This is a genomic window from Kribbella sp. NPDC023855, assembly GCF_040639475.1.
Lineage (GTDB): Bacteria > Actinomycetota > Actinomycetes > Propionibacteriales > Kribbellaceae > Kribbella.
Genome location: NZ_JBFAAA010000020.1, coordinates 44,685 through 69,652, shown reverse-complemented (window position 1 = coordinate 69,652; position 24,968 = coordinate 44,685). Strand labels below are relative to the sequence as shown.

General features: G+C 66.0%; 27 protein-coding genes. 11 read left to right on the top strand and 16 right to left on the bottom strand.

What is annotated here, in order from left to right:
• Positions 1–5: 5 nt before the first annotated feature.
• The 6 genes from AB0F51_RS38010 to AB0F51_RS37985 form a co-directional block, all read right to left on the bottom strand.
• On the bottom strand, positions 6–764 hold the full coding sequence (locus tag AB0F51_RS38010) for a response regulator transcription factor (protein ID WP_360288407.1): 759 nt from the start codon (positions 762–764) through the stop codon (positions 6–8).
• Positions 761–1,396, bottom strand: coding sequence for a response regulator transcription factor (locus AB0F51_RS38005; protein ID WP_360288405.1), 636 nt, complete (start codon positions 1,394–1,396; stop codon positions 761–763). Before AB0F51_RS38005 ends, AB0F51_RS38010 begins: the two co-directional genes overlap by 4 nt.
• Positions 1,393–2,034 carry a HAMP domain-containing sensor histidine kinase gene (locus AB0F51_RS38000; RefSeq protein WP_360288403.1) on the bottom strand — a complete coding sequence of 214 codons (642 nt, stop codon included), beginning with the start codon at positions 2,032–2,034 and terminating at the stop codon, positions 1,393–1,395. Before AB0F51_RS38000 ends, AB0F51_RS38005 begins: the two co-directional genes overlap by 4 nt.
• Positions 2,035–2,231: 197 nt before the next feature.
• Entirely contained in the window at positions 2,232–3,563 is a 1,332-nt protein-coding gene (locus tag AB0F51_RS37995) for a right-handed parallel beta-helix repeat-containing protein (protein WP_360288401.1), read from the bottom strand.
• A gap of 82 nt (positions 3,564–3,645) precedes the next feature.
• Positions 3,646–4,731, bottom strand: a complete 1,086-nt coding sequence (locus AB0F51_RS37990; protein WP_360288399.1) for a HAMP domain-containing sensor histidine kinase — start codon at positions 4,729–4,731, stop codon at positions 3,646–3,648.
• Positions 4,703–5,368, bottom strand: coding sequence for a response regulator transcription factor (locus tag AB0F51_RS37985; protein WP_360288397.1), 666 nt, complete (start codon positions 5,366–5,368; stop codon positions 4,703–4,705). The genes AB0F51_RS37990 and AB0F51_RS37985 overlap by 29 nt, the downstream gene beginning before the upstream one ends.
• A gap of 435 nt (positions 5,369–5,803) precedes the next feature.
• Between AB0F51_RS37985 and AB0F51_RS37980 the strand changes: the two genes are divergently transcribed.
• A complete protein-coding gene (locus AB0F51_RS37980) occupies positions 5,804–6,529 on the top strand; it encodes a hypothetical protein (RefSeq protein ID WP_360288395.1) in 726 nt (241 codons plus the stop codon).
• A gap of 8 nt (positions 6,530–6,537) precedes the next feature.
• The gene (locus AB0F51_RS37975; protein WP_360288393.1) at positions 6,538–7,194 is read left to right on the top strand and encodes a class F sortase; all 657 of its coding nucleotides are present in this window, start codon (positions 6,538–6,540) and stop codon (positions 7,192–7,194) included.
• Between the two features lie 42 nt (positions 7,195–7,236).
• Here the strand turns inward: AB0F51_RS37975 and AB0F51_RS37970 are convergent, their stop codons facing one another.
• Complete coding sequence (locus AB0F51_RS37970; protein ID WP_360288391.1) at positions 7,237–8,235, bottom strand: ferritin-like protein; 999 nt, start codon at positions 8,233–8,235, stop codon at positions 7,237–7,239.
• Between the two features lie 95 nt (positions 8,236–8,330).
• On the bottom strand, positions 8,331–9,587 hold the full coding sequence (locus AB0F51_RS37965) for a glucuronoxylanase (RefSeq protein ID WP_360288389.1): 1,257 nt from the start codon (positions 9,585–9,587) through the stop codon (positions 8,331–8,333).
• A gap of 215 nt (positions 9,588–9,802) precedes the next feature.
• Between AB0F51_RS37965 and AB0F51_RS37960 the strand changes: the two genes are divergently transcribed.
• From AB0F51_RS37960 to AB0F51_RS37940, 5 genes are all read left to right on the top strand, one after another.
• Positions 9,803–10,045, top strand: a complete 243-nt coding sequence (locus tag AB0F51_RS37960; protein ID WP_360288387.1) for a hypothetical protein — start codon at positions 9,803–9,805, stop codon at positions 10,043–10,045.
• A gap of 528 nt (positions 10,046–10,573) precedes the next feature.
• Positions 10,574–11,260, top strand: coding sequence for a TetR family transcriptional regulator (locus AB0F51_RS37955; RefSeq protein WP_360288385.1), 687 nt, complete (start codon positions 10,574–10,576; stop codon positions 11,258–11,260).
• 101 nt (positions 11,261–11,361) lie between these two features.
• Positions 11,362–12,270, top strand: a complete 909-nt coding sequence (locus tag AB0F51_RS37950) for an ABC transporter ATP-binding protein (protein WP_360288383.1) — start codon at positions 11,362–11,364, stop codon at positions 12,268–12,270.
• Complete coding sequence (locus tag AB0F51_RS37945; protein WP_360288381.1) at positions 12,267–12,422, top strand: hypothetical protein; 156 nt, start codon at positions 12,267–12,269, stop codon at positions 12,420–12,422. Before AB0F51_RS37950 ends, AB0F51_RS37945 begins: the two co-directional genes overlap by 4 nt.
• A gap of 93 nt (positions 12,423–12,515) precedes the next feature.
• A complete protein-coding gene (locus AB0F51_RS37940) occupies positions 12,516–13,877 on the top strand; it encodes a polyketide antibiotic transporter (RefSeq protein ID WP_360288379.1) in 1,362 nt (453 codons plus the stop codon).
• Positions 13,878–14,133: 256 nt separating this feature from the next.
• On the opposite strand, the gene AB0F51_RS37935 is transcribed toward AB0F51_RS37940, so the two are convergent.
• Genes AB0F51_RS37935 through AB0F51_RS37920 form a run of 4 tightly spaced genes read right to left on the bottom strand, consistent with a single transcriptional unit; the run spans position 14,134 to position 16,777 of the window.
• Entirely contained in the window at positions 14,134–14,889 is a 756-nt protein-coding gene (locus AB0F51_RS37935) for an ABC transporter permease (RefSeq protein WP_360288377.1), read from the bottom strand.
• Positions 14,886–15,617 (bottom strand): ABC transporter ATP-binding protein, encoded by a 732-nt coding sequence (locus tag AB0F51_RS37930; protein ID WP_360288375.1) that lies wholly within the window; start codon positions 15,615–15,617, stop codon positions 14,886–14,888. The genes AB0F51_RS37935 and AB0F51_RS37930 overlap by 4 nt, the downstream gene beginning before the upstream one ends.
• Positions 15,610–16,164, bottom strand: coding sequence for a TetR family transcriptional regulator (locus AB0F51_RS37925; RefSeq protein WP_360288373.1), 555 nt, complete (start codon positions 16,162–16,164; stop codon positions 15,610–15,612). Before AB0F51_RS37925 ends, AB0F51_RS37930 begins: the two co-directional genes overlap by 8 nt.
• Before the next feature lie 58 nt (positions 16,165–16,222).
• On the bottom strand, positions 16,223–16,777 hold the full coding sequence (locus AB0F51_RS37920) for a DUF3592 domain-containing protein (RefSeq protein WP_360288371.1): 555 nt from the start codon (positions 16,775–16,777) through the stop codon (positions 16,223–16,225).
• A 343-nt stretch (positions 16,778–17,120) separates the two neighbouring features.
• On the opposite strand from AB0F51_RS37920, the gene AB0F51_RS37915 reads away from it, so the two are divergent.
• A complete protein-coding gene (locus tag AB0F51_RS37915) occupies positions 17,121–17,867 on the top strand; it encodes a nuclease-related domain-containing protein (protein WP_360288369.1) in 747 nt (248 codons plus the stop codon).
• Between the two features lie 475 nt (positions 17,868–18,342).
• Here the strand turns inward: AB0F51_RS37915 and AB0F51_RS37910 are convergent, their stop codons facing one another.
• From AB0F51_RS37910 to AB0F51_RS37895, 4 genes are all read right to left on the bottom strand, one after another.
• Positions 18,343–19,965, bottom strand: coding sequence for a DUF6345 domain-containing protein (locus AB0F51_RS37910; RefSeq protein ID WP_360288367.1), 1,623 nt, complete (start codon positions 19,963–19,965; stop codon positions 18,343–18,345).
• Positions 19,966–20,272: 307 nt separating this feature from the next.
• A complete protein-coding gene (locus AB0F51_RS37905; RefSeq protein WP_360288365.1) occupies positions 20,273–20,842 on the bottom strand; it encodes a hypothetical protein in 570 nt (189 codons plus the stop codon).
• Positions 20,843–21,262: 420 nt separating this feature from the next.
• On the bottom strand, positions 21,263–22,237 hold the full coding sequence (locus AB0F51_RS37900; protein WP_360288363.1) for an MvdC/MvdD family ATP grasp protein: 975 nt from the start codon (positions 22,235–22,237) through the stop codon (positions 21,263–21,265).
• A gap of 42 nt (positions 22,238–22,279) precedes the next feature.
• The gene (locus tag AB0F51_RS37895) at positions 22,280–22,747 is read right to left on the bottom strand and encodes a hypothetical protein (RefSeq protein WP_360288361.1); all 468 of its coding nucleotides are present in this window, start codon (positions 22,745–22,747) and stop codon (positions 22,280–22,282) included.
• Between the two features lie 394 nt (positions 22,748–23,141).
• Here AB0F51_RS37895 and AB0F51_RS37890 point away from each other — a divergent pair, with 394 nt between their 5' ends.
• The 3 genes from AB0F51_RS37890 to AB0F51_RS37880 all read left to right on the top strand — a co-directional run bounded on the left by AB0F51_RS37890 (position 23,142) and on the right by AB0F51_RS37880 (position 24,719).
• Positions 23,142–23,372 carry a M4 family metallopeptidase gene (locus tag AB0F51_RS37890; protein ID WP_360288359.1) on the top strand — a complete coding sequence of 77 codons (231 nt, stop codon included), beginning with the start codon at positions 23,142–23,144 and terminating at the stop codon, positions 23,370–23,372.
• A gap of 492 nt (positions 23,373–23,864) precedes the next feature.
• Positions 23,865–24,233 (top strand): hypothetical protein, encoded by a 369-nt coding sequence (locus AB0F51_RS37885; protein WP_360288357.1) that lies wholly within the window; start codon positions 23,865–23,867, stop codon positions 24,231–24,233.
• 3 nt (positions 24,234–24,236) lie between these two features.
• Positions 24,237–24,719, top strand: a complete 483-nt coding sequence (locus AB0F51_RS37880) for a hypothetical protein (protein ID WP_360288355.1) — start codon at positions 24,237–24,239, stop codon at positions 24,717–24,719.
• Positions 24,720–24,968: the final 249 nt, after the last annotated feature.

The window sequence follows — 24,968 nt, the reverse complement described above, 5'->3', positions numbered from 1 at the left end:
CGACGCTACGGGCGGTGAGCGTGGTCCGCGCCCGACGAGGAGGTGAGACCGCCTACGTCATAAGGACGATCCGCGGCCGGGAGATTGCCGATCTCGTCGATGCCCTTCACACCGTGTGACCGGGCGAAGGCGACCAGCGCGAGCGCGGAGTGCTGGTCGGATCTGCGCAGCAGGCTCTGCACGTGGGTGCGGACGGTGTTCATCGAGACGAACAACTGCGCGGCGACCTCGGCCCTTGTCATCCCGGACACCAGGCAGCGCAGTACCTCGAGTTCGCGCGGCGTCAGCTCCGCGACGAAGCCGGCGGCGGCCTGGCGTTCCAGGCGATCCGACAGCAGGTGGTTCAGCACCGGCCGCAACGTGCTCGGCGCAAGGTACAGGTGACCGTCCAGGACCTGCCAGACAGCTGCCACCAGCGCGTCGAAGGGGGTGGTCTTGGACAGCCATCCACCGGCACCGAGCTCGAGTGCCTTGACGATCAGGCGCGGTTCGTTGCTGCCCGACAAGACGATGGCGGGCGGGGTGTCCGAGCAACCGGCGAGCTCTTCGAGCAGGTCGAAACCGGATTCGCCGGCGAGCATCAGGTCGAGGAGCACAAGGTCGGGTGGGTCGACCGCGAGGATTGCCCGGGCGGTGTCCAGGTCGGAGGCGCGGCTCACCCGGCTGATGCCGTCCTCGCCGAGCAACGCCTCACCCAGCACGTCCGCGAAGACCCGGTGATCGTCGACGAGCAGAAGGGCCGCTCCTGCGTCGCCGGCGGTCATTTCGACGTACCGCCGCTGCTCAGGGTGGCCGCGTCCACCAGCCCGGCGGCTTCGGCTGCCCTGGCGATCTTGCCTCTGCCGTGCACGCCGAGCTTGCGCAGGATCTGTTGCACGTGGGTCCGGACCGTGTGCCGGCTGACCCTGAGTTGGTCGGCCATCGCCTGGGTGGAGTGTCCTTGCACGACGAGTCGCAGTACTTCGAGCTCGCGGCCGGTGAGGGCGTCGACCACGCCATGGTCCTGGCGCCGACCGGGGACCTGCCATCCTTCGGCCACCCGCTCCCCGGAGGCGACCCGGTCGAGCGTCTCCATCAAGACCGGGAACACACAGGCCTTGTTGACCACACCGCGAATCAGGCCCAGGTCGTAAGCCGCCCAGACGCCGTCCTGACAAACATCCGTCAGCAGGACGACGGCCGGCGGATCGTCGAGGCCGGCCAGGTAACCGGCCACGCCGACCGCGTAGCTCTCCACGACGTCGATCACGCAGATGTCCGGTTGCAGCTCCGCGGCGCGTTCCATCAGAACAGCAGGTTCGTCAGTGGTCAGGACCACCTCGTGACCCTGCTGCGCGAGGGCGACCGACAGGACCGACGAGAACAACCATTGCTCGTCACAGATCGCGAGCCTCATGCCGGTCTCACCGCGCGCTGCCGGGCCGGGACGCAGAGCCGGACCGTGGTGCCCACTCCTGGTCCGCTGGAGATCTCCAGCCGCCCCTTGCAGGCCCGCACCGCGGCCGCGACCACCTGGAGGCCGTGGCCGGTGCCCGAGGCGATACCACCGAAGCCGGCACCGTTGTCGGCCACCTCGACCCTCGCTTCGTCGACGTCCATGCCGACGGTGACCGTCACTCGCCCGTCCGGCCCGGCGGCCCGGCAGGCGTTGTCGAGCAGGTTGCCGACGGCCCGCCTGAACAGCGCTTGCTCACCGTCGACCAGCACATGCTTCGACCCGATGACGGTGATCCGGCCGCGATGGGTTTGCCGCACGACGTCGGCACACTCGGTGACCAGGCGGGAGAGATTGACCGTGCCGGTGTCCTGGCCGCGGTCGAACTCCGCGGCGAGCAGTTCGGCGATCGCGGTGAACTGCTGGTGGATCAACGTCATCCGGGTCTGCCCGGCGTCCTGCCCGGCTCTCGGCTCGGACAGCAGGAGACCTGCGGCGACATACTGCCGCAGGTCGTGGCACAGTCTCTGCAACTGGTCCGGGTTGCTCGTCGGCAAACTGTCCTCGACGAATGGTTCCGGCGCACCGACGACGCTCATCTGTGACCCCCCTCAGAGTCATCACCGAGCGAACCTCTGACCCTGCGGTTCCGTGCCGCCCACCCTTTCGCAAGGGCGCCTTGGCGAGCATGTCTCGGTCTCAGGACACCAGTACAGGGGTTCGTCCAGGCGCTGGTGCGGGATTCGCGGAGCCGTCATCAGGCGGTCATGTTCCTGTCATGAAGTGCGCGCCGGGGTCAGGGACCGAACTCGTAGGCGCCGAGGTCGTCGTAGTCGCGCGGGCCTTCGGCGAAGGTGTTCGCCGTCGCGGGATCGTCGTACCGCGAAGCGCCGGTGATGTCGGTCGACTGGGCGCCGGAGACCCCGGAGTCGCCGCGGTCGATCGCGGCAGAGCCTGCCAGCAACCGCAGGTCCCAGTCGCCGGTGGAGACGAAGCCGGGGTCGGCCTGGATGCCGTGGGACTCCTGCTGGGTCGCCGCCTGCATCGCCGCGAGTGAGGTGTAGGTCGAGCCGAAGGCGTACATCTTGCCGGCGGTGGTCAGCCAGACGAGGTTGTGGTCGACCGTGGTACTGGCCGGCGCGGAGTCCCAGATGCCGATGTTGCCCGCCCGGCGTGCGCAGGAGATGCCCTGGTAGGCCGGGTAGACGGCGTTGTCGACGGCGATGTTGCCGACCACCTGGAAGTTGCCCGACGTGCCCTCGACGTTGATACCGGAGGTGCAGTTGCGGTACACGGTGTTACCGATCAGCCGGCCGCCGGTGACGTTGAGGTTGTCGATACCGTGGTCACCGTTGTTGTACGTGACGTTGAGCGCGGCCAGATTGTTGTTTCCGCCGGTGTAGAACTGGATGCCGGAGTCCTCGTTGTCGTGGGTGACGTTGCGCAGGACGGCGTTGCCCGGGCTCACCACGTTGATGCCGTTGGCGTTCCGCTGGAAGCCGTCGGCGTTGAAGCTCGCGGTGTTGCCGCTGACGGTGATGCCGGTCGCACCCGCGGTGAGCAGGATGCCGGTGCCGTTGTTGTGATGCACGGTGTTGCCGCTCACCACCGACGAGCCGGCGCCGCGGATGCTGATCCCGGGAGCGGTCTTGCTCTTGACCGGACGGCCGGCGCCGCTGATCGTGTTGCCGGTGATGGTGAGGTGGTCGCCGCCGGACACGTAGATGCCGTCGGCAACTGTTCCGGCGAAGGTCAACGCGGAGACGGTGACGTAGCTACGGTCGGTGAGACTGACACCGTAGTACGTCGAACCGGCGATGGTCGGGTTGCGCCCGGGCCATCCGGTGATCGTGATCGGCTCGACCTCGGTGCCGGAGAGGGTGGGCTTGATCGTCTCCGCGTACACGCCGTCGCCGATGTAGAGGGTGGACCCGGCAGCGAGCTTGCTCACGGCTTTGCCGATCGTGCAGTACGGCGTACTGGAGGTGCCGGTCCCGGCGTCCGAGCACTCGACCGTGCGGTCGACGTAGAGGGAGGTCGTCGCGGCCTCGGCGACGGAGGGGAACGCCAGCAGGCCGGCCGGCAGCAGCGCCGTCGCGCACAGGCTCAGACTCCTCATCAGGCTCATGGTTCCAAGGTAGGAACCGGCCAGGATCGTTGCATCGTGCAATCGACGTAGCGCCGCCTGCTCACTGGTTGAGAGCGACGTGTCACTGGGTACCGCTGCCACGGCGCGGCAGCGTGAGGATGAAGACCGCGCCGCCCAGCGGATGGTTGTGAGCGGTCAGCGAGCCACCGTGCGCGACCGCGGTGGCCTGTGCCATCGACAGGCCCAGTCCGCTGCCCATCGGGCCGTTCGGAGGCATCCGGTGCCAGAACCGGTCGAAGATGACGCCCAGGTCCTGGTCGTCGATGCCCGGACCGGAGTCCGTCACCGTGATCGCGAAGGTGTTCTCGAGCAGTTGGCAGCTCAGGCTGATCGCGCCGCCGCTCGCGGTGAAGTGCACTGCGTTCTCGATCAGGGCATCGATGGCCGGCGCCAGCCACTCGGGGTCGACGGCAGCGACACCGGTTTCCTCGGTCAGGATCCGCCACTGCCGGTCGACGCTGGGCGCCCAGTTGGCGCCGAGCTGCCCGACCAGCTCGCCCAGGTCGGTCGGCTGCAGCCGGAGCGCGACTCCGGAGTCCAGCCGGGCGAGCGCGAGCAGCCGGTGCGACAGGGCAGACATCCGGTCCAGCTGGGTCAGGGCGATGGTGAGGTCCGCCTCCGCACTGGGGGGAAGTCCGGAGGCGGCAGCGAGCTCGAGGTGGCCGCGGGCGATCGTCACCGGTGTCCGGATGGCGTGCGAGGCGTCGCGGAAGAACTCCCGCTCGCGGTCCACACCGGCCAGTTGGCGGGCGGCCATCGCCTCGACCTGGCGCAGGGCGGTGGCGCGCTGCCGGGCATGCCAGACCATCACCCCGATCACCGCCGGCATCAGCGGGATCTCGACCAGCTCGGCGCGGGCGAGCACCCCCTCGGATGCGTGCGTCCACATCAGCCAGCCGCTCGGCACGATGATCGCGACGATGATGGCCAGCGTCGGCACGACCGGCCAGACCCGGTAGCCGTAGGCGACCGCAAGGGCCAGGAACATGACGTGGAACGGTCCGGCCTCGTGCCCGGGCAGCTCGATCATCAGGCCCATCATCGCCACGACGAAGATCGCCAAGGCGAGGTCGACGGCCAGGTTGTGGAGCGGCCGAAGTACCGGGACCGTCGGCGGTTCAGGCGCTCTGGAGCTGATAGCCGACATTGCGCACCGTCACGATGAGATCAGGGCGCAGCTTCGCGCGCAACCGGCCGACACAGACGTCGACCAGGTTGGTCGCCGGATCGAAGTCGTAGCCCCAGACCTCCGACAGCAGCTCCTGCCGGGTGCAGACCGCGTCAGCGTTCCGCATCAGGTGGAGCAGGAGCAGGAACTCGCGCTGTGACAGCACCGTCGATCGGCCGTCGACGAGCAACTGGCGTGCCTGCAGGTCCAAGGCGATGTTGCCGACCTGCAAGATGTTGCGCTGTCGCGAGGTGGCGTTCTCCTGCAACCGGCTGCGCACCCGGGCGACCAGCTCCCGGACCGCGAACGGCTTGGCCAAGAAGTCGACCGCACCCTTCTCGAGACAGGAGATCCGCAGCTGGACGTCGCCGGTGGCGGACAGGATGAGCACCCGCCGGCCCGGGTCCTGTGCCAGCACGGCCGACAACACCGCCTCGCCATGCACGCCCGGCATGATCAGGTCGAGCACGACCAGGTCCGGCCGTTCGGTCAGCGCGAGCCGGATGCCGTCGAGCCCGTTCGTCGAGGTGAGGACCTGGTAGCCCTCGGTCTCCAGTGTCCTCCGGACGAACCGCACCAGGTCGGGTTCGTCGTCGATCACCAAGATCTTGGTCATCGCACCCCCCCTCAGGATGATGACCGTTCTTCACGTGCCGGTGGCCCATTCATAGCTGGCCCCAGCCGCTGACGATAGGGCCAGACGGCCCTTCTTTCGTTCAGATCTGTGGATGACGGCCCGTTTTGGTGCCCTCGGCCACAGTCGGTGCACCGCCCACCACTCCAGGTCGATCCCGCCCGCCAACCGTCACACCCTGCAAACCACACAGAGCACGCTGTCCCCGGCCACAGACGCCCCCAAATGACCGACGTACGGCCGCACGAGGTCGTGCGGTGCGATAACTTTCAGCCCCCTGGGTGCATCGAATAGGTGTCCTAAGGGGGGCAATGTGAAGTCTTTTCACAGCATTTGTTCTGTTCGTCTTCGTCTACCGATCCGCCCCAACTGTTCGAACTCGCCGCCATCCTTCTGCACGCGGTTTGCGGTCTCGCGATGAAACATCATGGGTTCGTCGGCGGGTTGATGACGGCCACGTTGGTGACAGGTCTGCTCTTGTTGGGGAGTACGTCCGCGTCAGCGCAGCTTGTCGCCCGTAGTACGGACGTCACCAGCCAGACCACCAAGGTCCGGCCGCCGGTCTACAGCGACGTACGGGTCAGGTGCGAAGACGTCGGCGCCGCGGTCTCGGCCAAGCTGAGCAACCCCAACGCCACGGAACAGGTCTACATGGTCGGGTTCCAGGCTGGCGATGTCGCCGAGAACTACGTGGTGAACCTCGCCCCGCACGGGTCTGAAATCGTCGGCTTCGGCGCTCCGGTCAACAACACGTACGAACTGCAGGCCCAGAACGTCGACGGAGACGTCGTCGCCCTTGTCCGGGTGCGCGTGAAGTGCGCCTTCAAGTCGCCGACTCCCACTCCGACCGCGTCGCCGACCGGCAAGCCAACCGTGACGCCTACGGTCACACCGCCGACCGGTACGCCGACCGTTTCGCCGACTGGTACGCCGTCAGGTTCGCCGGTCGAGACGCCGACCGCCGTACCGTCGACGCCGATCGCCGTGCCGACCGCGGTGGAGGCCGGCCTTCCCGGCCCTGTTGCGCAGGATGATTCCCACCACGGCTGGACGATCGCGGGCACCGGCCTGCTGGCTATCGCCATCATGATCGGCCTTGCCACGCTGCTGGTACGCCGACGCCGCGGACTGCACCAGCGCTGATATCTCGCATGGGCAGAAGCCGGCATGTACGTCGTGATCACCTGGCCTTTCGAGGCCGGGTGATCACGGCGGTCGGCTTCGTTCTCGCGTTATCAGCCGCATGGCTGACTTTCGCCCACCCAGCAGGCGATGAAGCCGCCCCACGGTCGACGACAAACGCCCCCACAGCCAGCCCGCTCTTACTGAGCACGGCCCCTACGCTTGTCCGATCCGGCAATGCAGGCCAGGGGAGTCCGAAGCGAATCCTGCTCCCACAGATCGCAGTGTCGGCGCAAGTGATACCGATCGCTGCGGACAGCGGCATCCTCACACCACCGTCGAATCCACGTGCCGTCGGGTGGTGGTCAGCCGGCGCCCAGCCCGGAGCCCGCATCGGTTCGGCCGTCATGACCGCCCACACCGTCCATACCGGCGGCGGCGCCTTCGACAACCTCCACAAACTCCGCCCGGGCGCGCTCGTCACCGTCATCACCAGCACCAGCCGCATCACGTACGCCGTCACCTCGACAACGAACTACCCCAAACAATCCCTCGCGCAACACGCGCCAGAACTCTTCGACCAAACCACCAACGGCCGCCTGGTACTCGTGACCTGCGACAACTGGAACGGCAAGCACTACCTCAGCAACACCGTCACCCTCGCCGACCCAATCCGGCAGCGGTGAAACGGCACACGGCGTGACGAGAGTCGTTCGTCGGCATTCAGCTCACATGCGTTCGTCAGGTGGGATGTAGGTGAAGGTGGGTCCGGCGCCGGACTGGAACAGGGCTGTGGCCTGCGCCTTGAGACCGAACATGGTTTTGACGGCATCGCGGAGCTGCGCCGGTTCCCCGGTGAAGGCCTCCTGCAGGAGATAGAGGATCGTGCAGTAGGTGTTGTCGAAGGCAACTTGTGCTTGGCGAATCTCCGCAGTACTGATGTCCGACGCCGGGTGGACACCCGCAGGGTCGACCGTGACCGGGTCGCCGGTCGGGCCGGAGGCGGGTGTGTCGCCACGTTGGTACCGCCTGCCGAGTCTGAGTTCCTCGAACCGGTAGTAGTGCGCGACCTCGTCGCGGTCGGGGTGCATGATGTCGTGGTCACCGTCCCAGATCGCGCCCACGGACGTCCCCTCGCCCTGTTCGACGATCTCTTCGATCGCGGCGAGCGCTGACGCGAGGTCGGTGACGGCGGCGAGTTTGCCGTCGGTGTGGTGGAAGGCGCCGAAGGTGACCTGGCGCGACGGGTCGCCGGTGAACACCTCGTCCGGACCGAGGGTGTCGCACAGGTAGCGGAACCCGTCCTCGATCGCGTCGTAGAACTGGCCGATCGTCTCGTAGTGATCGCTCTCCGCGGGACCGGTCGGCGACTCGGGTTTCTCCAGGGCGAGGAACATCTCGAGCGCCTCCGGCCCGAAGGGGAGGAGCGACAACTTCACCGACCCGTGCGGAAGCAGTCGCGGGTAGGCAGCGAGCATCTCCGGCATGTCCAGCCGAGGCTCACCGCCCACCGCGTTCAGCAGGTTGGCGGCGAGTGACAGGTGCACCATCTCCTCGACGAACACACTGCTCACGAGCTCCACCGCGTCCGGATTGCGCGCGACGTCGAGAGAGTAGAGGGCATACAGGTACGGCGGAATCGTCGCGTGCTCCAGCTCGATGGCCCATTGCAGATGTTCGCGGAGGCTCTCGACAGTGTCGATCCGCGTAGTGTCAGGTCCGTTCATACCCGCTAAGACAGAACACCACCCCCATCTGTGACGCCGCCCATCAGCCTTGGACCAACGGCTGCGGTGCGGACTACGCGCTTCGCGGGCTCCAGTCAGCCCGCGACGAAGGTTTTGATGCTGTACGCCGGCAGCTGGGTGTCGAAGGAGCCGTTCGTCATGGTGATGGTCGAGTCCGCGGCCAGCGTCCGGTTCGCGGTGGTCACCCAGGTCGAGACCGTGGCCAACGTGGTGTCCCGGATGGTGAACGGCTGGTTCACCGCCGACGCGTTCTTGTTGACGGCGACGATGACGATCCGGGATCCGTTCTTGAACGCGGTGATGAAGACGTTCGCCGCCGGTTTCGCGGTCGCGGTGATCCGGAGGTAGCCGGGTCGAACCCATTTCGAGAAGTGGGCCATGTTGGCACCGCGCTTGCTGATCCGCCCGTCCTCGCGCAGGGGGCCGTACGAGCGGCGGATGTACCACCACACGTACGTCTGGAACCGGCCGTCCACCAATGCGCGGTGCATGTGCTCACCCACGTCGAGTGCCTGCGGCCAGAGGTCGCCCGATTCGCTGCTGTTCGGGTGATAGACCTCCGTCATCCACAGCTCCTTGCCGGCACCCTTTTCGCGGAAGAGCGGGTAGGGGAGGTCGGCGGGCTGGGTGCCGTAAAGGTGAGCGCCGAGGATGTCCACGTTCGCCAGCGCCGCGGGGTCCTGCAGGATGGGGTCGGAGGCGGTCTTGCGGTACTGGAACGACTCGGGCGCGATCACCCTGGTGTTGATCACGCCGGCGTTGTCCCGCAGGAACTTGACCATCTCGGCCGGCGTCCAGGCCGTCCAGTCGTGCGCGTAGTCCGGCTCGTTCTGCACCGAGATCCCGTAGAGGGGCGCTCCGTTGTTGCGCATGAAGGTGGAGAAGTCGTTCAGGTGCTGGGCATAGGCGCCGTACGAGTTGTAGCGGAGCCGCTTTCCTCCGGAGAAGGTCTCGGTCATCGACGCCGGCGGGTTCCACGGCGAGGCGAAGACCTTGGCGCCGAGCTCACTGGCGCGCCGGGCGGTGGCGACCTGGCGACTCCAGTCATCGCGGTTCTCGGGGACAGGGATGCGCAGTACGGTGAAGCCCAGCTGCCCCGCGCCCGTGCCGAAGACCGTTTCCCGTTGCTCGGCGGTGAGGTCAGGGATCCACCCGGGGTGGTTCATACCGCCGAAGCCCTGGATCTTCTGCTGCACGATCGACGGTTCGACGACCACCCGGGTCGCCGCGGCAGCAGGAGGTGCCGTCACCGCAAGCACCGGCAACGAGGCGCCTGCGGCCAGCAACGACCGGCGACGCAACAGAGGCGAGTTCAAGTCTTCGGGGTCCATGGATTCTCCACAAGGTCGGTCTGGGGCGGCGGCCGATGCGTCGAAGCGATTCGACGGACCGCAACCATGATGACCCGCAGAACCACTGTTGAGAAGATCGGACGTAGCGAAAGAGGGCCCATTGCTGACCAGCACGAGTACTTCGCCGAGTCACAGCTATCCGTACATCCACCCGGACGGGAGCTCCAGTACGACGCCCACAGCTACCGCGACGCATGAGTGACACGAGCCGAGCCCTCTTGGCGATAGGGCTTGGCCTCGTCCTCATAGTCCTCTCGGTCGCGGGCAGGAATAGCCGGCTAATCTCGCCGGTTGTCAACGCATTGATGAAATCCCGCCTTTACGCCGACATCACCCACGCCACAGCCGTCACGCAAATGAAGGCGGTGCTGACAATCTTTACCATCTTCGGTGCAGCTGTCGTCATCCTTGGGGCTGTTGCCTTGATGCAAAGCTGAAGTCGACGATCGCTGACGGGTGATCCCGGCGGCCTCGCGAGGCTGGTGATCCGCCGCACTGCTCGGCCTGTGGTTGGATCGGTGGGTGGCCGGCGATGTTTTGTATGACGACGGGCTGGTGCGGGTGGACGAGAGTGGTCTGACCCTCGCTCGGTACTACTTCCCCTTCGCGACAGCTAAGCGAATCACCTTTGGGCAGATTCGGGCAGTCCACGTTCGGCGGATGGGGTGGCTGACAGGGCGCCTCCGCGGGTGGGGAACGACGAATCCCGGTTTCTGGCTCCCGCTGGACCTTCGGCGCTATCGCCGGACGTCCATCATCTCCCTGGATGTCGGTGGTCGCGTCCAGCCGTCCTTCACGCCGGTCGATCCTGATGCGGTGCTGGAGTTGCTCCGCTTGCGAACGACACCGAGGTCAGGCCACGGAGACTAGCCTTCCGTGCCTTGCGGCGAAACAGAGCCAGCCGGCGCCTCAGGTTGCGACGCGAGGGCTTGCGGGTGGATTGAACAGGCGTTTAGTCTTTGAACATGCGTTCAACCGAGTCCTCTGACGATGCGGCGGCGGGTCGTGCCGTGGTGTCGAGGATGGAGCGGATTCGGGATGCCGCCGTGGCTCGGTTCGGGCGTGATGGGTTCAGTGCCGGGTTGCGCACGATTGCGACGGATGCCGGTGTGACCGCTGGTCTGGTGATTCATCACTTCGGTTCGAAGGAGGGCCTGCGGCAGGCCTGTGATGACTATGTGCTGGGCGTCATCCGGTCCGAGAAGCTGCGTGCCGCGACCTCCGGTAGCGCGGCGGGGATGCTCGCCCAGTTGGCTGAGATCGAGCAGTACGGGCCGTTGGCCCTGTACGCCGTACGGAGCATGCAGGCCGGCGGTGAACTCGCGACAGCCTTTGTCGAGCACATGGTCCAGGATGCCGAGGAGTATCTGGCCGCGGGTGTTGCGGCGGGCACGATCCGGCCGAGCCGTGATCCGGCCGGCCGGGCGCGGTACCTCACCTTTCAGGGGATGGGTTCGCTGATGCTGTGGATCTCGCTCCACCCGGAGATGGTGTCGGTGGACGACTTCCGTACTGCGTTGCGCGAGATCTCTGACCAGATCACGTTGCCGGCTCTGGAGTTGTTCACCGAGGGATTGTTCGTCGACCGCACGATGCTGGACAGCTATCTGATGTACGTCCCCGATCCGCCCGGCGGCCCGGCCGTTCCGTAGCGGAGACGCGCTCACCCTCAAAGGGGAGCGCCCTGATCCAGACGACATCACGCGGGCCCTCGGTACGGGTTGGCCCGGAATCACCAGAATGAGGAACAGCGATGAGCGCTGCCCTGGAAATCCAGCAACTCCACAAGTCCTTCGGTCAGGTGAAGGCCCTCGACGGCCTCGACCTGACCGTGCAGACCGGTCAGGTGACCGGATTCCTCGGTCCCAACGGGGCCGGCAAGTCGACCGCGATCCGTGTCCTGCTGGGCCTGTTGCGGGCCGACTCGGGATCGGTCGAGGTGCTCGGCAGGCACCCCTGGAACGACGCGGTCGAGCTGCACCGTCGGCTGGCCTATGTGCCCGGGGACGTCAGCCTGTGGCCGAACCTGACCGGCGGCGAGGCGATCGACCTGCTCTGCCGACTCCGTGGGGGAGCGGACAAGGTCCGCAAAGCGGAGCTGCTGGACCGTTTCGAGCTGGACCCGACCAAGAAGGGCCGGACGTACAGCAAAGGCAATCGGCAGAAGGTCGCCTTGGTCGCGGCCGTGGCGGCGGATGTCGAGTTGCTCGTCCTCGACGAACCGACCTCGGGTCTCGATCCGTTGATGGAGACTGTCTTCCAGGACTGCATTGCCGAGGCGAAGACGGCCGGGCGGTCCGTGCTGCTGTCCAGCCACATCCTGGCCGAGGTGGAGAAGCTGTGCGACAGCGTGACGATCATCCGTGCCGGTCGTGCGGTTCAGTCGGGCACGCTGGCCGAGCTGAGGCACCTGACCCGCACCACCATCACCGCCACGATCGACGGCTCGCCCGATCGCCTGGCCGAGTTGCCGGGTGTGCATGACTTCGCGGCCGACCAAGGCATCGTGACGTTCGATGTCGACCACGACCGGATGGCTGCCGTCGTCCAGGCTCTCGGCACCCTCGGAGTACGCACGCTGAACAGCGCGCCGCCGTCACTCGAGCAGCTGTTCCTGCGCCAGTACGGCGATGAGCTGGTTGCGCAGGAGGTTTCGGCATGACGACTCGCCGCGAAAGCCTCACCGCGACCCGGGACCTGGTCAGGTTCGCGTTGCGCAGAGACCGGATCAAGCTGCCCATCTGGGTGGGCGGGATCGGCCTCGGCATGCTGTACGCCGTATCGGCGCTCCCGACCGTCTACTCGACGCCCTAGGAACGGCAGGTCCGGGCTGAGCTGATGGACTCGCCGCCCGCGACGATGATGTCGGGCCCTGGCTACGGTCTCGACCACTACACGCTCGGGGCCATGATCACCAACGAAATGGTGCTGTGGCTGGCTGTTCCGGCCGCCATGATGAGCATCTTCTTGGTGGTTCGCCACACCCGCGCCGAGGAGGAGACAGGTCGGGCCGAGTTGATCCGATCGGCAGTGGTCGGTCGGCATGCCGCACCGCTGGCCGCGCTGGTCGTCGCGGTGATCGCGAACGCCGCAGTCGCAGTACTGACGACGCTGGCGATGATGTCCGGCGGCCTCGCGGTCGCGGACTCGCTCGCGGTCGGTGTCGGCATCGGGATGACAGGGCTCGCCTTTGCCGGAGTCGCGACGGTGACGGCTCAACTCACCGAGCACGCTCGATCGGCGTCGAGCCTGGCGATGACCGTGGTGGGTGCGGCCTTTCTCCTGCGCGCGATCGGCGACGCCGCCGAACCTGGTGGCAGCCTGGTGTCGTGGTTCTCTCCACTGGCCTGGGTGCAGCAGACGCGTCCCTTCGTGGACCTGCGGTGGTGGCCGTTGCTTCTGGCGGTCGCAGTTGTTCTCGGATGTGTTGCGATCGCGTATGCGCTGTCGGGCCGGCGCGATGTCGGTGCCGGCCTGCTGCCTGCCCGGCTCGGACGGGCGGAGGCGCCGGCGTCGCTGTCGACGCCATTCGGGCTGGCCTTCCGTCAGCAGCGCGCCTCGGTCATCGGCTGGGCGATCGGGCTGTTCATCTTCGCCGCGGCCAGCGGCTCCCTGAGCGACTCCGTCACCGAGGCAGTCGCCGAGAATCCCGACATGGGCGAGGTGTTCGCCGCCAACGGCAAAGATCCGACTGACGGTTTCTACGCCACTATGGCGTTGTTCTTCGCCTTGCTGATCGCGGCTTTCGCGGTTTCTTCCGTACTACGGCTGAGGTCGGAGGAGCGCACCGGTCACGCGGAAGCGGTTCTCGCGACAGCTGTCAGTCGGGGCCGGTGGATCACGGCTTGGCTGACCTTCACCGTCCTGGCGTCTACGTTCCTGCTAGCCGTGAGTGGACTCGGCGTCGGACTCGGTGCGGTCGGCGGCGCCGCCGGCGCCGGCGTCATCGGCGAAGTGACTGTCGCGACGCTGGCCTTCCTGCCCGCTGAACTCGTCGTCATCGGAGTTGCCGCCGCACTGTTCGGGATCCGCCCGGGATGGTCGGTGTGGGTCTGGCTGCTGGTCGGTTATGCGTTCTTCTTCGGCATGTTCGGCGCGCTGCTCGACCTGCCCGGCTTGGTCGCTGACATCTCCCCGTTCAGCCACCTCACGGTCATGCCACTCAAGGGGCTCGACGCGGTACCGCTGATCGCACTCGCAGCCATCGGAGTCGCTCTGCTCACCGCCGGCAGAACCACCTTCCAGCACCGCGACCTCGACCTTCCCTGACAGCCCTTCCAGCTAGGAGGTCCGGAGGCTTCAAGAGGCGCTCTTTCGAGCCGGACTGAGAAATGTGGTGAGCGTTCTGATGGTCCTCGAACGAGGAATCGTCCCGTGCGCAACGGAAGGCTGGGGCGGTTCCTCGATCGGACATCTCCCCACTCCAACCGACCGGCCGGCCGGCCCAGCCCACGCACTATGCCATCGATCCTGATGACTGCTGAACGTCTGGTCGGGGTCGCGGGCCGGTGTCCTGGGCGGCGGTTCAGCGGTCGAGTTGGAGGCGGCGCCAGGCGTGGAGGGCGAGCCAGGTGCTGATCAGCACGATGGGCAGGACCAGGGCTAGTTGGGGGAGGGATACGTCGGCGCCGCCGGTGACTGCCCAGAGAGCCGGGGTGGAGAAGGGGAACCATGGGCCTGCGCCGGCGACCACCATGAGCTGGGCGAGTACGAGGATGCCGATGGTGGTTCCGACCCCGGCCAGTACGGAGCGGCCGACTGTTGCGGCCCACGCGACCGGGGCGGCGACCAGACCGGTGAGGATGGTCAGGGCGAATTGGCGGCCGATCGCGTCGAGGACGTCGGCGGGGATCGGGCCGAGTCCGCCCGCCAGTCCGCAGACGAGTAGGGCGCAAAGTAGCGCAGTACTGGTGAACACGACCCAGGCCAGGTAGACGCAGAGTTTCGCGGCGGCGATGACCGGCCTGGAGACCGGGAGGGCGAAGAGGCCGGTGATGGTGCCGTCGGCGAACTCGCGGCCGAACAGCCAGCTCAACATCATCCCGCAGCCGATGAGGTCGGCCGCGGCGGTCACCTGGGCGGCGGAGGCCAGATAGCCAGCCCAGCCGCCCGGGTCCACGAGCGGCCCGAGTTTCGCGGCGAGCTGAGGATCTTTGGTGCCCGAGGCAACGAGCATGACGGCGCAGATCAGCGCGATACCGAGCGCGGTGAGGACCGTGGTGGCGCGGACGAGGGTCGCGTGGACCAGTTTGGTGAACTCGACGGCGAGGGCGGATCTCATCGGGTCACCTCGTTCCGGTTGGCCGTGTCGTCGGCCAGGACGAGGTCGAAGAACGCACGCTCGATGTCGACGCCGCCCGGGTCGATGGCGCCGATGATCCGGCCCGCGTTCAGTACCGAGATGCGATCGGCGATCCGCGCGACCTCGTCGAGGTGGTGACTGCTCACCAGTACTCCGGCGCCCTGCGCCGCGCGGCGCATCAGCACCTCGCGGAGGAGGATCACGCCGGACGGGTCGAGCGCGTTCGTTGGTTCGTCCAGCACGATCAGTCCGGGCTGGTGCTGCAGAGCCGACGCAAGCCCGAGGCGCTGTCGATTGCCGAGGGACAGCTTCCCGGCGCGGCGATCCCGGTACTGCGTCAGTCGCAGCTCAGCCGTCGCTGCCGTGACGACCTCGTCGAGTTGGCTCGGAGCAACACCGTGCAACCTGGCCGCCAGGGCTAGGTTCTGACGGCAGGTGAGTTCCGGGTATGCCAAGGGGTATTCGACGAGGTGTCCGACGTCGGCCCAGTCGGTCTGATCCAGGCTTCGGCCGGCGATGGTGACCGAGCCCGCGGATGGTTTGAGCATGCCCAGCAGGAGGCGCATGAGTGTGGACTTCCCGGCGCCGTTCAGACCGACGAGGGCGTGAATCTCGCCTTGCCCGACCGAGAGATCCGTCCCGAGCACGCCGGTGCCGTCGTCGAAAGCCCGGACGAGACCGCGCGCGTCGAGCGCCTGCTCAGCCACGACGCTCTTCCAGTACGTCGAGTGCGGTCGTGATCGCCTCGCCGAGATCGTCGCTGTCGGTCTGACTCCACGCGAGCAAGGCGGTATTGAGCGCACCCATCACGGCTCCGGCGGCGATCACCGCAGTACGGCGTACCGTGCCGCCCGAAACCAAGGCGTCCGCGATCACCGCCTCGGTCGCGGCCGTACCGGCCACCATGCTTGCCCGCAGGGACGGGGTCTCGGCCACGATCCGCAGCCGGATCCGCACCTCGTCGGTCGCCGGCGAAGGAAGCTCCAGCCAGGCCGACCGCACCCCACGCGCGGCCCGGGTGATCGGATCCAGCTCCATCGGCTGCTTGCGAATCGCCTCGCCGATCACCGGATCGTAGGGATCGTCGACCAGCACATCGGCCTTGGTGGGGAAGTGCCGGAAGAAGGTCATCTCGGTGACGCCGGCCCGAGCGGCGATCTGACCCGCACTGGTCCGCTCGTACCCATTCTCCACGAACAACTCCAACGCAGCCTTCAGCAACCGCTCCCGAGTCCGCTCTTTACGACCACTCACACTGAGGAATGTTAGCCACTAACATTTCCAATCGCAAGCCCCCCGCGGTGCTGTGGTGTTACGAGGCGCCAGCTCCACGCGACCCGTCGGTGTACCACTGCCACCAGGCAAGGCCTCGCCGTCGTGCATCTCGACTGAGCAAGACAAGCGCTACGACAGTGACCCCAAGCCCACCGGCCAGCATCCAGACTCCCTGCTGCGGCGTCTTCCGGTCGTCAACCCACTCTTGTGCATCGATCGACGCCAGAGCTACTGAGGGATCCGCTCGCCGATACACGACCTTGAGGGGCATCGAATACCTTGTACCGGCCGCGGGCGTCTGCGGCCCTTCCGGCATGCCTTGAGCGTCGTTGGTTTCGTTGTCCGCAAGGTCGGTCCGAATCCGCTGGCCATCGGCGGTCCGGAACTCAACGGTCACCGGACCGACGAGTCGGCCAACGTTCACCTCCACCGACTCCGCGAGAACCTCGCCGCCGCTCGTCAGCAACTCCCGACTGAACTCCTGCCGATGCGTCACCTCGCCAAGCGTGAGCCCACCCACGACTGCTATCACCAACGCCGGTACTCCGAGCCAGGTCGGCCCTCGGCCCGGCCAGCTCACATCGCCGGTCATGTCACGCCTCTCGCGCGGAACGCTTCGCTCCACGACTCAGGCGGCAAAAGCGGCGGCCAAGCGCAGGACGATGATCGCGGCAAGTCCGTCGTACAGGCCCTCGGGTGCGATGGCAACGATCGCTCGGCGCCCCACCACCACGTCGATGGCTTCATTTCGCCCCCTAACGACGTTCCGCCCCTGCGCAATCATCACACGCGTAACGAGGCCCTAAGGAATGCCGATGGTAGGGGCAGGGGGACTTATGAAGCAGGACGGCTTGTCTGTTGCCGGGCGCGTGGTGGGGCTTCGGGATCGGAGGCCTGGCCATGCGGTGATGCATGCGGTTCTGACGGAGCCGGGCATGTTGCGTTCGCGGGGCCGGGTGCTCAGAGTGCTGGGTGCGTCGCCGCTGACAGCTGACGGATTGAAGTGGTTTCGCGGAGCCCACGCGGAGTTGGCGGTTGGGCGGATGCTGTCGAGACTTGATGACGGCTGGACCGTGTTGCACGCGGTGCCGGTCGGCGTACGCGGGGCTGATGTCGATCATCTGGTTGTCGGGCCGGCGGGCGTGTTCACGATCAACACAAAGAACCACTCTGGGCAGCGGGTGTGGGTGGGTGGCAAGACCTTCCTCGTGGGTGGAGTCAAGTGCGATCACATTCGCAAGAGTGAGTTCGAGGCAACCAGAGTTGCTCGCCTGCTCAGCGCCGCTGTCGGCTGGGAGGTGCCGGTGCGTCCGGTGGTTGCCGTGTTCGAGCCGGCGAAGTTGGAGATCAAGACTCGACCCACGGCCGTCGACGTGATCTCCACCGGCAGCCTGCTGCGCTGGCTCCGCAAGAAGCCGGCCGTACTGACCGCCGACGAGGTCGCCAGGATCAACGCCATCATCGGACTCCCGTCCACCTGGCGCCGTACTCCGGACGATCTGGCAGACCTCGACCGACAGGACGAATTCAGCGCGCTGCGAGCATCGGTCCGTCAGAGCACCCTGCTCCGCCGCCTGTGGGCAACCGCAATAGGCGGAACCGCCGCTGCCGGCGCCATTGCGGCATACCCAGACACTGTCCACCTGATCGCTCGTCGCCTCGGAGAACTCCTAGGAGCCTAGGCCGACGTGAAATCACGCTGGTCAAAATCAGCGACGCTCTCATCCCATGGTGTGTCGGCAACCGACAGCTAATGGCGGAGGCAGCTGCTGTATCAGCAGCGGCCGCGCTGCGGTTGCATACGCCCGAAATGCTGCACGCATGGTCGGCGACCACTGATGGACCGTTGATAAGCCAGCTCACGGTCGTCGTCGGCCATCGCCGCGAGCTGACCGCATGGCTCTCAGTTTTCCGGATCGGCCGGCAAGGTGGCTTACAGGTCGACGCCGTTGCCGGGAGGGTCGGCGACGCCGGCGTAGCGCATGCGCGATGGAGCGCGAGGAACATTCGGCCATTGGCCGGCGGCGCCCAGTTCGCGGTGGTCTTGGTGCGCAGGTCGGGGTCCAGGATCAGGTGCAAGCCCTTGGGTAAGTCGCAGCCGGTGTGCCTGACGCGAATGCCGCGGGTTCGGGATAGGTCTCTGCTTGGCTGGGCGACTCAGCAGACGGTCCACATGCAGGAGAGGCTTGTGGGCGATGTCGGATCGGCTGCCACCGATCCGTGGTTCCATGCATGATCGTTGATCGGATCGACTCCGAGCCTTGTCACCCACATGACACCGACCCAGACCGTCGGGCCGTTGGGTGGCGCTTCGCCGTTGGATGCGGGCTGGATCTCCTTGGCCGTGCGGAACCACGCGTCCTTCAGCGTCTGCCCCTGGCGCGCGTACGCGGCTAACGTCCGGCCTTCGCTTTCGTTGTCGAACGTGATCGCCCCATACCCCATCAGCAGATGCAGGCCGTCGAAGGCACCGTCCCAGCGGGAGAGTACATCCCCGCCGCCCTTGGACAGCAGCTCGTCCTGCAGTGGACCGCAGGCGGCCACGACAAGCCACTCCAAGTCGTTCTCGCCCCATAGGTCACCAGGGTTGCCCGGCGATCCGCCGACCTCGTTGAATTGGAGGCTCCCATCGTCGGGACTGGCCAGGGTCCAGCCGTTCATGTCGGCATGACCTGTGTAGAAGACGAAGTCTGCGGCATCGACCCACGTGTCGTCGTTGCGTCGCCAATCACTCTCCCATGCGTTGCCGTCGCCCCAGTTGAAATTGATGTTCCAGCCATCATCACGCCACTGGTCGATGAAGCCTTGCGCGTTCTTCTTGCTACCGGCAAGACCGCCGGAGCTCCCGATCCAGGAGGCCCCGGCTTCAAAAGGATTGGCGACAACTCTGGCACCCTGCCGTGACGCGCCAGAGTTGTACCCTCGGCGGACGTGCTTGGCTTCCGCGTCGCGACCCGTGGATCGTCTCGCTCCGATCTTGGACCGGCGAATCCGCTCGGGCGCTGGCAGCGAACGCTTAGGGCCGAACTCGGTGGCCGGGAACATGCTCAACCGCAACGGAACCTCGCGATCACCGAATACGCCGGTGCCGCCCATGACATATACCGGGTACAAAAAGTCTTGGCGATCGAATGCCGGCGCGGAGTAGAACGCAAGGTATTGCGACACGGCTGTCGTCTTGACGCCTTGGGCCGCGAGCTCCTCGCGGAAGATCTCGTCGATTTGCTCGGCCGGTAGAGCCGCCGAGCTGAAGGAGTCGTGGATCTCCCTCCATACGCCGTGCAGGCCGATCGGCCTGCCGCCGTCGCCAAAGGCGAGCGTGAAGTCCCCACCACCTCCGACGACCGGCAGGCCGTCTACGACAACCGGGAAGACGATCTGCCGGTCCAGCAGCACCTCTGTACGGCCGCCTTCGGTCAGGGTGACCACCCGGCTTGAGGCCGTCAGTAGTTCGCCCCAGGTTGCGGAGCCTGTGAGTGAGGGCAGGAGACCCGCACTCTCCATGAACGTACGCGCCTCGCTGACTGCTTCGTCTTCAGATGGCAAGTCAGGTGTCAGGTCAGCATTGAAGAGCTGGGACTTGTCCGCGGCCCAGAGTCCACCGCTCGCGCGGGATAGTTCGACCGAATGAGTAGCGCTGGACAGGGCCAGCATCGACTCGTCGGTCGTCATTGTGAACTGATCGTGATCCGAGATGCGGAAGAGGCGTGCCGCGCAGTCGAGCAGGTCGTCGACCTCGGGGCGCCGGAAGCTGGTTCGGAAGATCGGCAATGTAGTCACGTTGTGTCTCCTTGCCTGCACGAGTAGAACTTCGGTCTACCCTCGAGCGGCATGTGCAGTCGATGCCTGAATTGCTTAGGAAAGATATAGACCAGGTGTCCCAGGCTGTAGCCAGAGGTGACGAAGAGTTTGACTGCGAGCCCAAATCAATAAACCGAAGCACTCATGCAAATCGATGATTTGCATGGAAACGCCGGACGGGCAAGGCGGCGCACCTACCGTCGCGGTGAACGGCAGACCTAGCGCCGCTCCAGACAGTGCTCCACGATCGGACCATGGAAAGGTCCGGACCGCGGGTGGCGCCGGGTCAGTCGTTGACCGGGTTCAGAGCAGTCCCGTCGTCGAACGGTACGGGCCCGTGCAGTTTCGCACCGCCCTGCGGAGTCCAGTCGATGAATCCATGTTCGAAATCGCTACGCCGCCCGTTCGCGTGGCCGGCCGATGCGTGCTCGTCGCTGGTTGGGTAGCCGAGGGGGCCACGTTCCCAACCGCGAGTCTCCCAGGCTCTGCGGATGGCGCCGTGGACCTCGTGGGCACCTGTTCTAGGTGTCCAGTAGACGGAGGCGTCCGGATGGCCGGCGAGCTGCATCGCGCGGAAGTGGTTGAAGCGACCGCGCCCGTCCGGGCATGGCGACTCATCGGTGATGGGATAGCCGAACTGCTCACGCCCCAGCGAGATCCACTTCTGTCCGATCGATCCCCACACCGCGAAGGCACCGAGCTCGGGATGCCAGCTGATCGTCGCGCCGCCGCTGAACGACTGGGCTCGGCCTTGGCCGTCGAACGTTGGCCGTTCGCCGTCGAGAGGTTGTCCGAGACCGGCCTCCCCACCTAGGGCCAGCCACTTATCGCGAATAGCTCCAATGACCTCGTTCATGATTGTCCCCCAAATTAATGAAACGATTGAATGCCCTGCCCGGCGATTTCAATGCTGTCACTGTGTGGGGGTATTTGAAAGGGTTCGTGAGAATCAAAGGGCATCGATCGTTTTTCGGAATACTTGAAAATCCAGCCATAATCTCGAACGAGTACTCCGGCGGGTGCGGAACCCGCCACTGCTCCGCGAGCGCCGGTACCACCAAATCCCTGGCCGACCCATCACGCTGTCAACGCGTGCAACAACACCATCGCCATACTCGACGTCGTGAAACGACCGCTCTGACCGACCGCTGGCGGGCGAAGCCATACCTGCGACTAGCAGACCCGTCTACCGCCAGGACCTGGCGGCGGCGATGGTCACGGGTATATCTGCTTCGTAGTTGAGGGTGTAACGGCGGTCGGCGCAGAAGCAGCGCTGCTACTTCTGGGACTGCCGAGTTGGTTTGGCGTTGAGGAGGTGGGCGGTGAGGGCTGCGGTGATCGGCTGACCAGATGAGCGCTCGACGTACAGGAATTGGCCGGCTGGATTGACCTCGAAGAACACGTAGTGGCCGTCGGGGGTGAGTCTCATGTCGATGGCGCCGTACTCCAGGCCCAGCGTGTGCATGAGGCGGAAGATCGATGCGGTCACTTCGTCGGGAAGAACGTGTGGTTTGTAGGCAATTCCCGGGTTGAAGCGAATGTCGACGGAGTAGGTCGCATCGTCCAGCGCAGCGGCTGCCGCGAAGAGTTCGTCGCCGATCACGGTGACACGAAGGTCGGCGACCCCTTTGACCAGCTCCTGAAAGAGGACCGGGGTGAGCTGAACGGCGTCGATCGCCGATACGTCCTCGGGGAGTACCACCCGGGTTTCGCGCCAGGCGCCACGGGTCTGGCGGAACGGTTTGTGGACGACGTTTCCCGCATGCGTCTCCCAGAACGACCTGGCTGCTTCGGGATCGTTGGTGATCAACGTGTCCGGGAGGGTCAGGCCCGCTGCCCGCGCGGTCGCGAGTTGCCAGGGTTTGTGGGCGGCGGCAGCGTCGTTGCCCGGATGATTGACCCACAGGCAGGTCGTTGCCTGCCAGATACCGGCCGCCGCCGTGCGGGTTTCACTCAACGCGAAGTGGCGCATCGCGGGGTCGGTGATCTCGGCAGAAATCCGGTACGGCTGTGGACGTCGCCACCAGATCGCCCTGGCCTCGGCCAGGTCAAGGATCGCACCGTCGGGAAAGCGCAGCTCGAAACGCGGGTCGCTGTTCCCGCCGGCGTCCCTGGGGTATCGAGCGGTCAAGGCGATGCGGGACGGGAACAGCGACAGATCGAGGAGGCGGCACCGCGCACCCTGGTCGCTCAGCGCTTTCATGACCACTTCGGCATGGCCGTCGCCCGGCGCAGAGCTGACGAGAATCATCGATCTGGCGAATCTTGCCCGCGGCAACGCCGGTTCGGCAGCTCAGAAGGGGAGCGTCTGGTCGACGGGGACATCGAAGAACGCATCCGTCGTCTCGCCGTCTCCCCAGACATCCTTGATGAAAGCCGTCTCGACATCGAGGATCGCGGCGCTCATCTCGGCCCGCCGGAGTTGCGCCCGGATGGAAGCAGCCGACGCACGATGCGGGGTGGCCATGACGAACGGCACCCGTCCACCACCCTCGCCGGGCACCCGGCGTGCCGCGGCGTCGCGTACGGAGGCCGCGTTCAGCGTGATTCTGGTCTGTCCGCCGTCCAGCGGCTCGAAGTCCACGACTGCCCCGACATTGAGCTCGAGTGTCCCGGATTCCGGGGAACTGAAGACGAACTTGCTGTCGTCCGCCGACCGTCTCACCTCGCCGGTCAGGATGACCTGTGCCGACGCGTCGGGGGCAAGCGGCGCGTCCTGCAGGTACTCGGCAAACGACCGGCCGGAACTGTCCGTACTCATCGCTCGATCATCTCCCCGTCAACGCGATGACATTCGCCTTGAAACTCCAGAGTGCATCGGCGCCAATAGCTTGTCCACAGATGAGAAGACGGTCGTTCCGGCGTACGCACGGAGTAGTCGAAGGGGGAGATCCATCATGGCGAAAATCATGGTCGCGACCCGGTCGAATGCCCGATCGATCAGATGTCGTGGGCTGCTCGATCGACGAGAGCGGCGGAGTTCAGGGGGTGAACGCCGGGGCCGTCGATCAAGCCGCTTCGTGACCTGTCTAACCCGCCACGCTTCGGGCAGCCAGAGCACATGAAGAACTATCGCGATCTGGAGTACAGCATCGAGGGCGACTGGGGCGGCGTACACATCAACAGCGGCATCCACAACAAGGCCGCCTTCAAACATGTTCACTGCCACGGACAACGCCGGCGCCCTGATTCTCACCCCAACCGAGGTAGCCGCGATCTTCTACCTGGCCCTGACACAGCGGCTGTCCCGCAGATCCCAGTTCGCCGGTAGCCGCCGCTTCCCCGTCTCCAGCGCCCGAAGCCTCTTCCGGGCCCTTCCCGCAACTCAGCGCACCGCCAAGATCGCGGCAGTGGAATCAGCCTTCGAAGCAGTCGGTATCGCCTAACGGAAGCAAGCGTTTGAGCCCTCTTGGTGCATCGCGGGTTGATGACGGCCACTCTGGTGACAGGCCTGCTGCCGTTGTCGACGGCCCAGCCTGTCGCCGGCGGCGCAGATCTCGCAAGCCAGACTGGCAAGGTCAGGCTGCCGGTCTTCAGCAACGTGCGGGTCAGCTGCGAGGACGTCGGCGCTGAGGTCTCGGCCAAGTTGAGCAAACGCCAGGCGTGGAGACCGAGGTGCTTGTACGCTCGGCCGCATTCGTGGCACAGCAGACCTTCGGCTGTCTCTTCGAGCAGCCCGATCAACGATCTGCCGTTGACAAGCTCGACGTCCAGTCCGGTCCCTGCAGCCAGCTTTGCCCAGCATCTGAGCGGGTGCTTTCTGGTTGCTTTCCGCCCGCTTTCTGGGCGCTGAAGAGGCCTGTCGGCAGCCCCTGGACGGTGGCTACCGTGCGGCTGTGGCGCAACGCCACCTAGCCCTCCTCAAGAAGGAGAAACGAATGCAGATCTTCCGAGCCATGGCCTCGGTCACCGTGACACTGGGGATCACGGCGGCCGGCCTGTTCGCGAGCGCAGCTCCCGCGGCAGCCACGACGGGCACCATCGAACGCAGCTGTGGCGACTACTTCATGTCGAGCACAAAGTACGGAGCGGAAACGCGCAAATCGGCGAGTGCGAAATGTGCCGGGTGGGCCTATGTACTGATCGTCTACAAGAGCCGCAAGGACGGAAAGTGGTACCACACCGACTATCGCGGTGACCCGACGAAGGCGCGGTTCGCGTCCAACGTGGACACGTTCTTCAGCGAGCAGAAGCAGAGTTGGCACAAGGGCTGCCAAGACTGCGTCGGCCACTCGCTGTACCCCTGAGCCGTGCGGACCCGTTGGGTAGCTGTCGCCGTACTGCTGATGCTCACCGGCACAGCGTGTCGCGGCGGCAGCGTCACCGAGGCTGACTACCTGGATGCGGTGGACGACTTCACCGCCTGTCTGGCCGAGCATGACGTCGAGGTGGTTCGCCACGGCTGGGATCCGGTCAATCGCCTGACCGTGGCGTTCTCGTACTCCGTCGATGCCGCCACTGGTGGGCCGAACCCGCAGCAGGCGAAGTGCGAGTCTGAGCACCTGGCCGCGGTGAGCACGGCGTACGCCGATCAGGCCACTGCGGTGATGGCCGAAGATCTCCGCGCCCACGTGCGTGGATGTCTGACCGCCAGGCAGATCTCGGCCCCGGCGACCGTCACCAACCTGGCCGGCTTCCTGGCCGTCGCCGATGAACAAACCGTCAGCACCTGCGTCTTCACCGGCCTGGCCGCCCTCTATCCAGAGTTCCCAGCCGTGGTCGGCAGCCGCTGACGTCGCGCCACCGATCCTGTTCCGCTGTCAGTTGCAGTCGCGTGGCCACCGCCGGGTGACCGAGTCGCGGATGCAGAACGTCCGACCTGGGTCACGGTGGAGAAGCCACGCGCGGACCTGCGGGCGTGCTTTACATCTCGTTTCCGGCCGCTGCTACGACTCCGCGACCGGCAAGCAGTGCTGGCGCCGTTCGCGGGGCCGACGGCGTACAAGTATCCGGTCTGGAGGTCCTTGTCGATGCCGAGCAGC

Excerpts from the sequence above, each read along its gene's own strand:
- AB0F51_RS37965 (WP_360288389.1), bottom strand. The coding sequence starts at position 9,587 with ATGGACCCCGAAGACTTGAACTCGCCTCTGTTGCGTCGCCGGTCGTTG.
- AB0F51_RS37900 (WP_360288363.1), bottom strand. The coding sequence starts at position 22,237 with ATGATTCTCGTCAGCTCTGCGCCGGGCGACGGCCATGCCGAAGTGGTC.
- AB0F51_RS37940 (WP_360288379.1), top strand. The coding sequence starts at position 12,516 with ATGATCACCAACGAAATGGTGCTGTGGCTGGCTGTTCCGGCCGCCATG.
- AB0F51_RS38010 (WP_360288407.1), bottom strand. The coding sequence starts at position 764 with ATGACCGCCGGCGACGCAGGAGCGGCCCTTCTGCTCGTCGACGATCAC.
- AB0F51_RS37950 (WP_360288383.1), top strand. The coding sequence starts at position 11,362 with ATGAGCGCTGCCCTGGAAATCCAGCAACTCCACAAGTCCTTCGGTCAG.
- AB0F51_RS37985 (WP_360288397.1), bottom strand. The coding sequence starts at position 5,368 with ATGACCAAGATCTTGGTGATCGACGACGAACCCGACCTGGTGCGGTTC.
- AB0F51_RS37945 (WP_360288381.1), top strand. The coding sequence starts at position 12,267 with ATGACGACTCGCCGCGAAAGCCTCACCGCGACCCGGGACCTGGTCAGG.
- AB0F51_RS37895 (WP_360288361.1), bottom strand. The coding sequence starts at position 22,747 with ATGAGTACGGACAGTTCCGGCCGGTCGTTTGCCGAGTACCTGCAGGAC.
- AB0F51_RS37975 (WP_360288393.1), top strand. The coding sequence starts at position 6,538 with ATGGGCAGAAGCCGGCATGTACGTCGTGATCACCTGGCCTTTCGAGGC.
- AB0F51_RS37915 (WP_360288369.1), top strand. The coding sequence starts at position 17,121 with ATGTTGCGTTCGCGGGGCCGGGTGCTCAGAGTGCTGGGTGCGTCGCCG.
- AB0F51_RS38005 (WP_360288405.1), bottom strand. The coding sequence starts at position 1,396 with ATGAGGCTCGCGATCTGTGACGAGCAATGGTTGTTCTCGTCGGTCCTG.
- AB0F51_RS37905 (WP_360288365.1), bottom strand. The coding sequence starts at position 20,842 with ATGAACGAGGTCATTGGAGCTATTCGCGATAAGTGGCTGGCCCTAGGT.
- AB0F51_RS37995 (WP_360288401.1), bottom strand. The coding sequence starts at position 3,563 with ATGAGCCTGATGAGGAGTCTGAGCCTGTGCGCGACGGCGCTGCTGCCG.
- AB0F51_RS37935 (WP_360288377.1), bottom strand. The coding sequence starts at position 14,889 with ATGAGATCCGCCCTCGCCGTCGAGTTCACCAAACTGGTCCACGCGACC.
- AB0F51_RS37970 (WP_360288391.1), bottom strand. The coding sequence starts at position 8,235 with ATGAACGGACCTGACACTACGCGGATCGACACTGTCGAGAGCCTCCGC.
- AB0F51_RS37990 (WP_360288399.1), bottom strand. The coding sequence starts at position 4,731 with ATGTCGGCTATCAGCTCCAGAGCGCCTGAACCGCCGACGGTCCCGGTA.
- AB0F51_RS37980 (WP_360288395.1), top strand. The coding sequence starts at position 5,804 with ATGAAACATCATGGGTTCGTCGGCGGGTTGATGACGGCCACGTTGGTG.
- AB0F51_RS37890 (WP_360288359.1), top strand. The coding sequence starts at position 23,142 with ATGTTCACTGCCACGGACAACGCCGGCGCCCTGATTCTCACCCCAACC.
- AB0F51_RS37920 (WP_360288371.1), bottom strand. The coding sequence starts at position 16,777 with ATGACCGGCGATGTGAGCTGGCCGGGCCGAGGGCCGACCTGGCTCGGA.
- AB0F51_RS37955 (WP_360288385.1), top strand. The coding sequence starts at position 10,574 with ATGCGTTCAACCGAGTCCTCTGACGATGCGGCGGCGGGTCGTGCCGTG.
- AB0F51_RS37960 (WP_360288387.1), top strand. The coding sequence starts at position 9,803 with ATGAGTGACACGAGCCGAGCCCTCTTGGCGATAGGGCTTGGCCTCGTC.
- AB0F51_RS37885 (WP_360288357.1), top strand. The coding sequence starts at position 23,865 with ATGCAGATCTTCCGAGCCATGGCCTCGGTCACCGTGACACTGGGGATC.
- AB0F51_RS38000 (WP_360288403.1), bottom strand. The coding sequence starts at position 2,034 with ATGAGCGTCGTCGGTGCGCCGGAACCATTCGTCGAGGACAGTTTGCCG.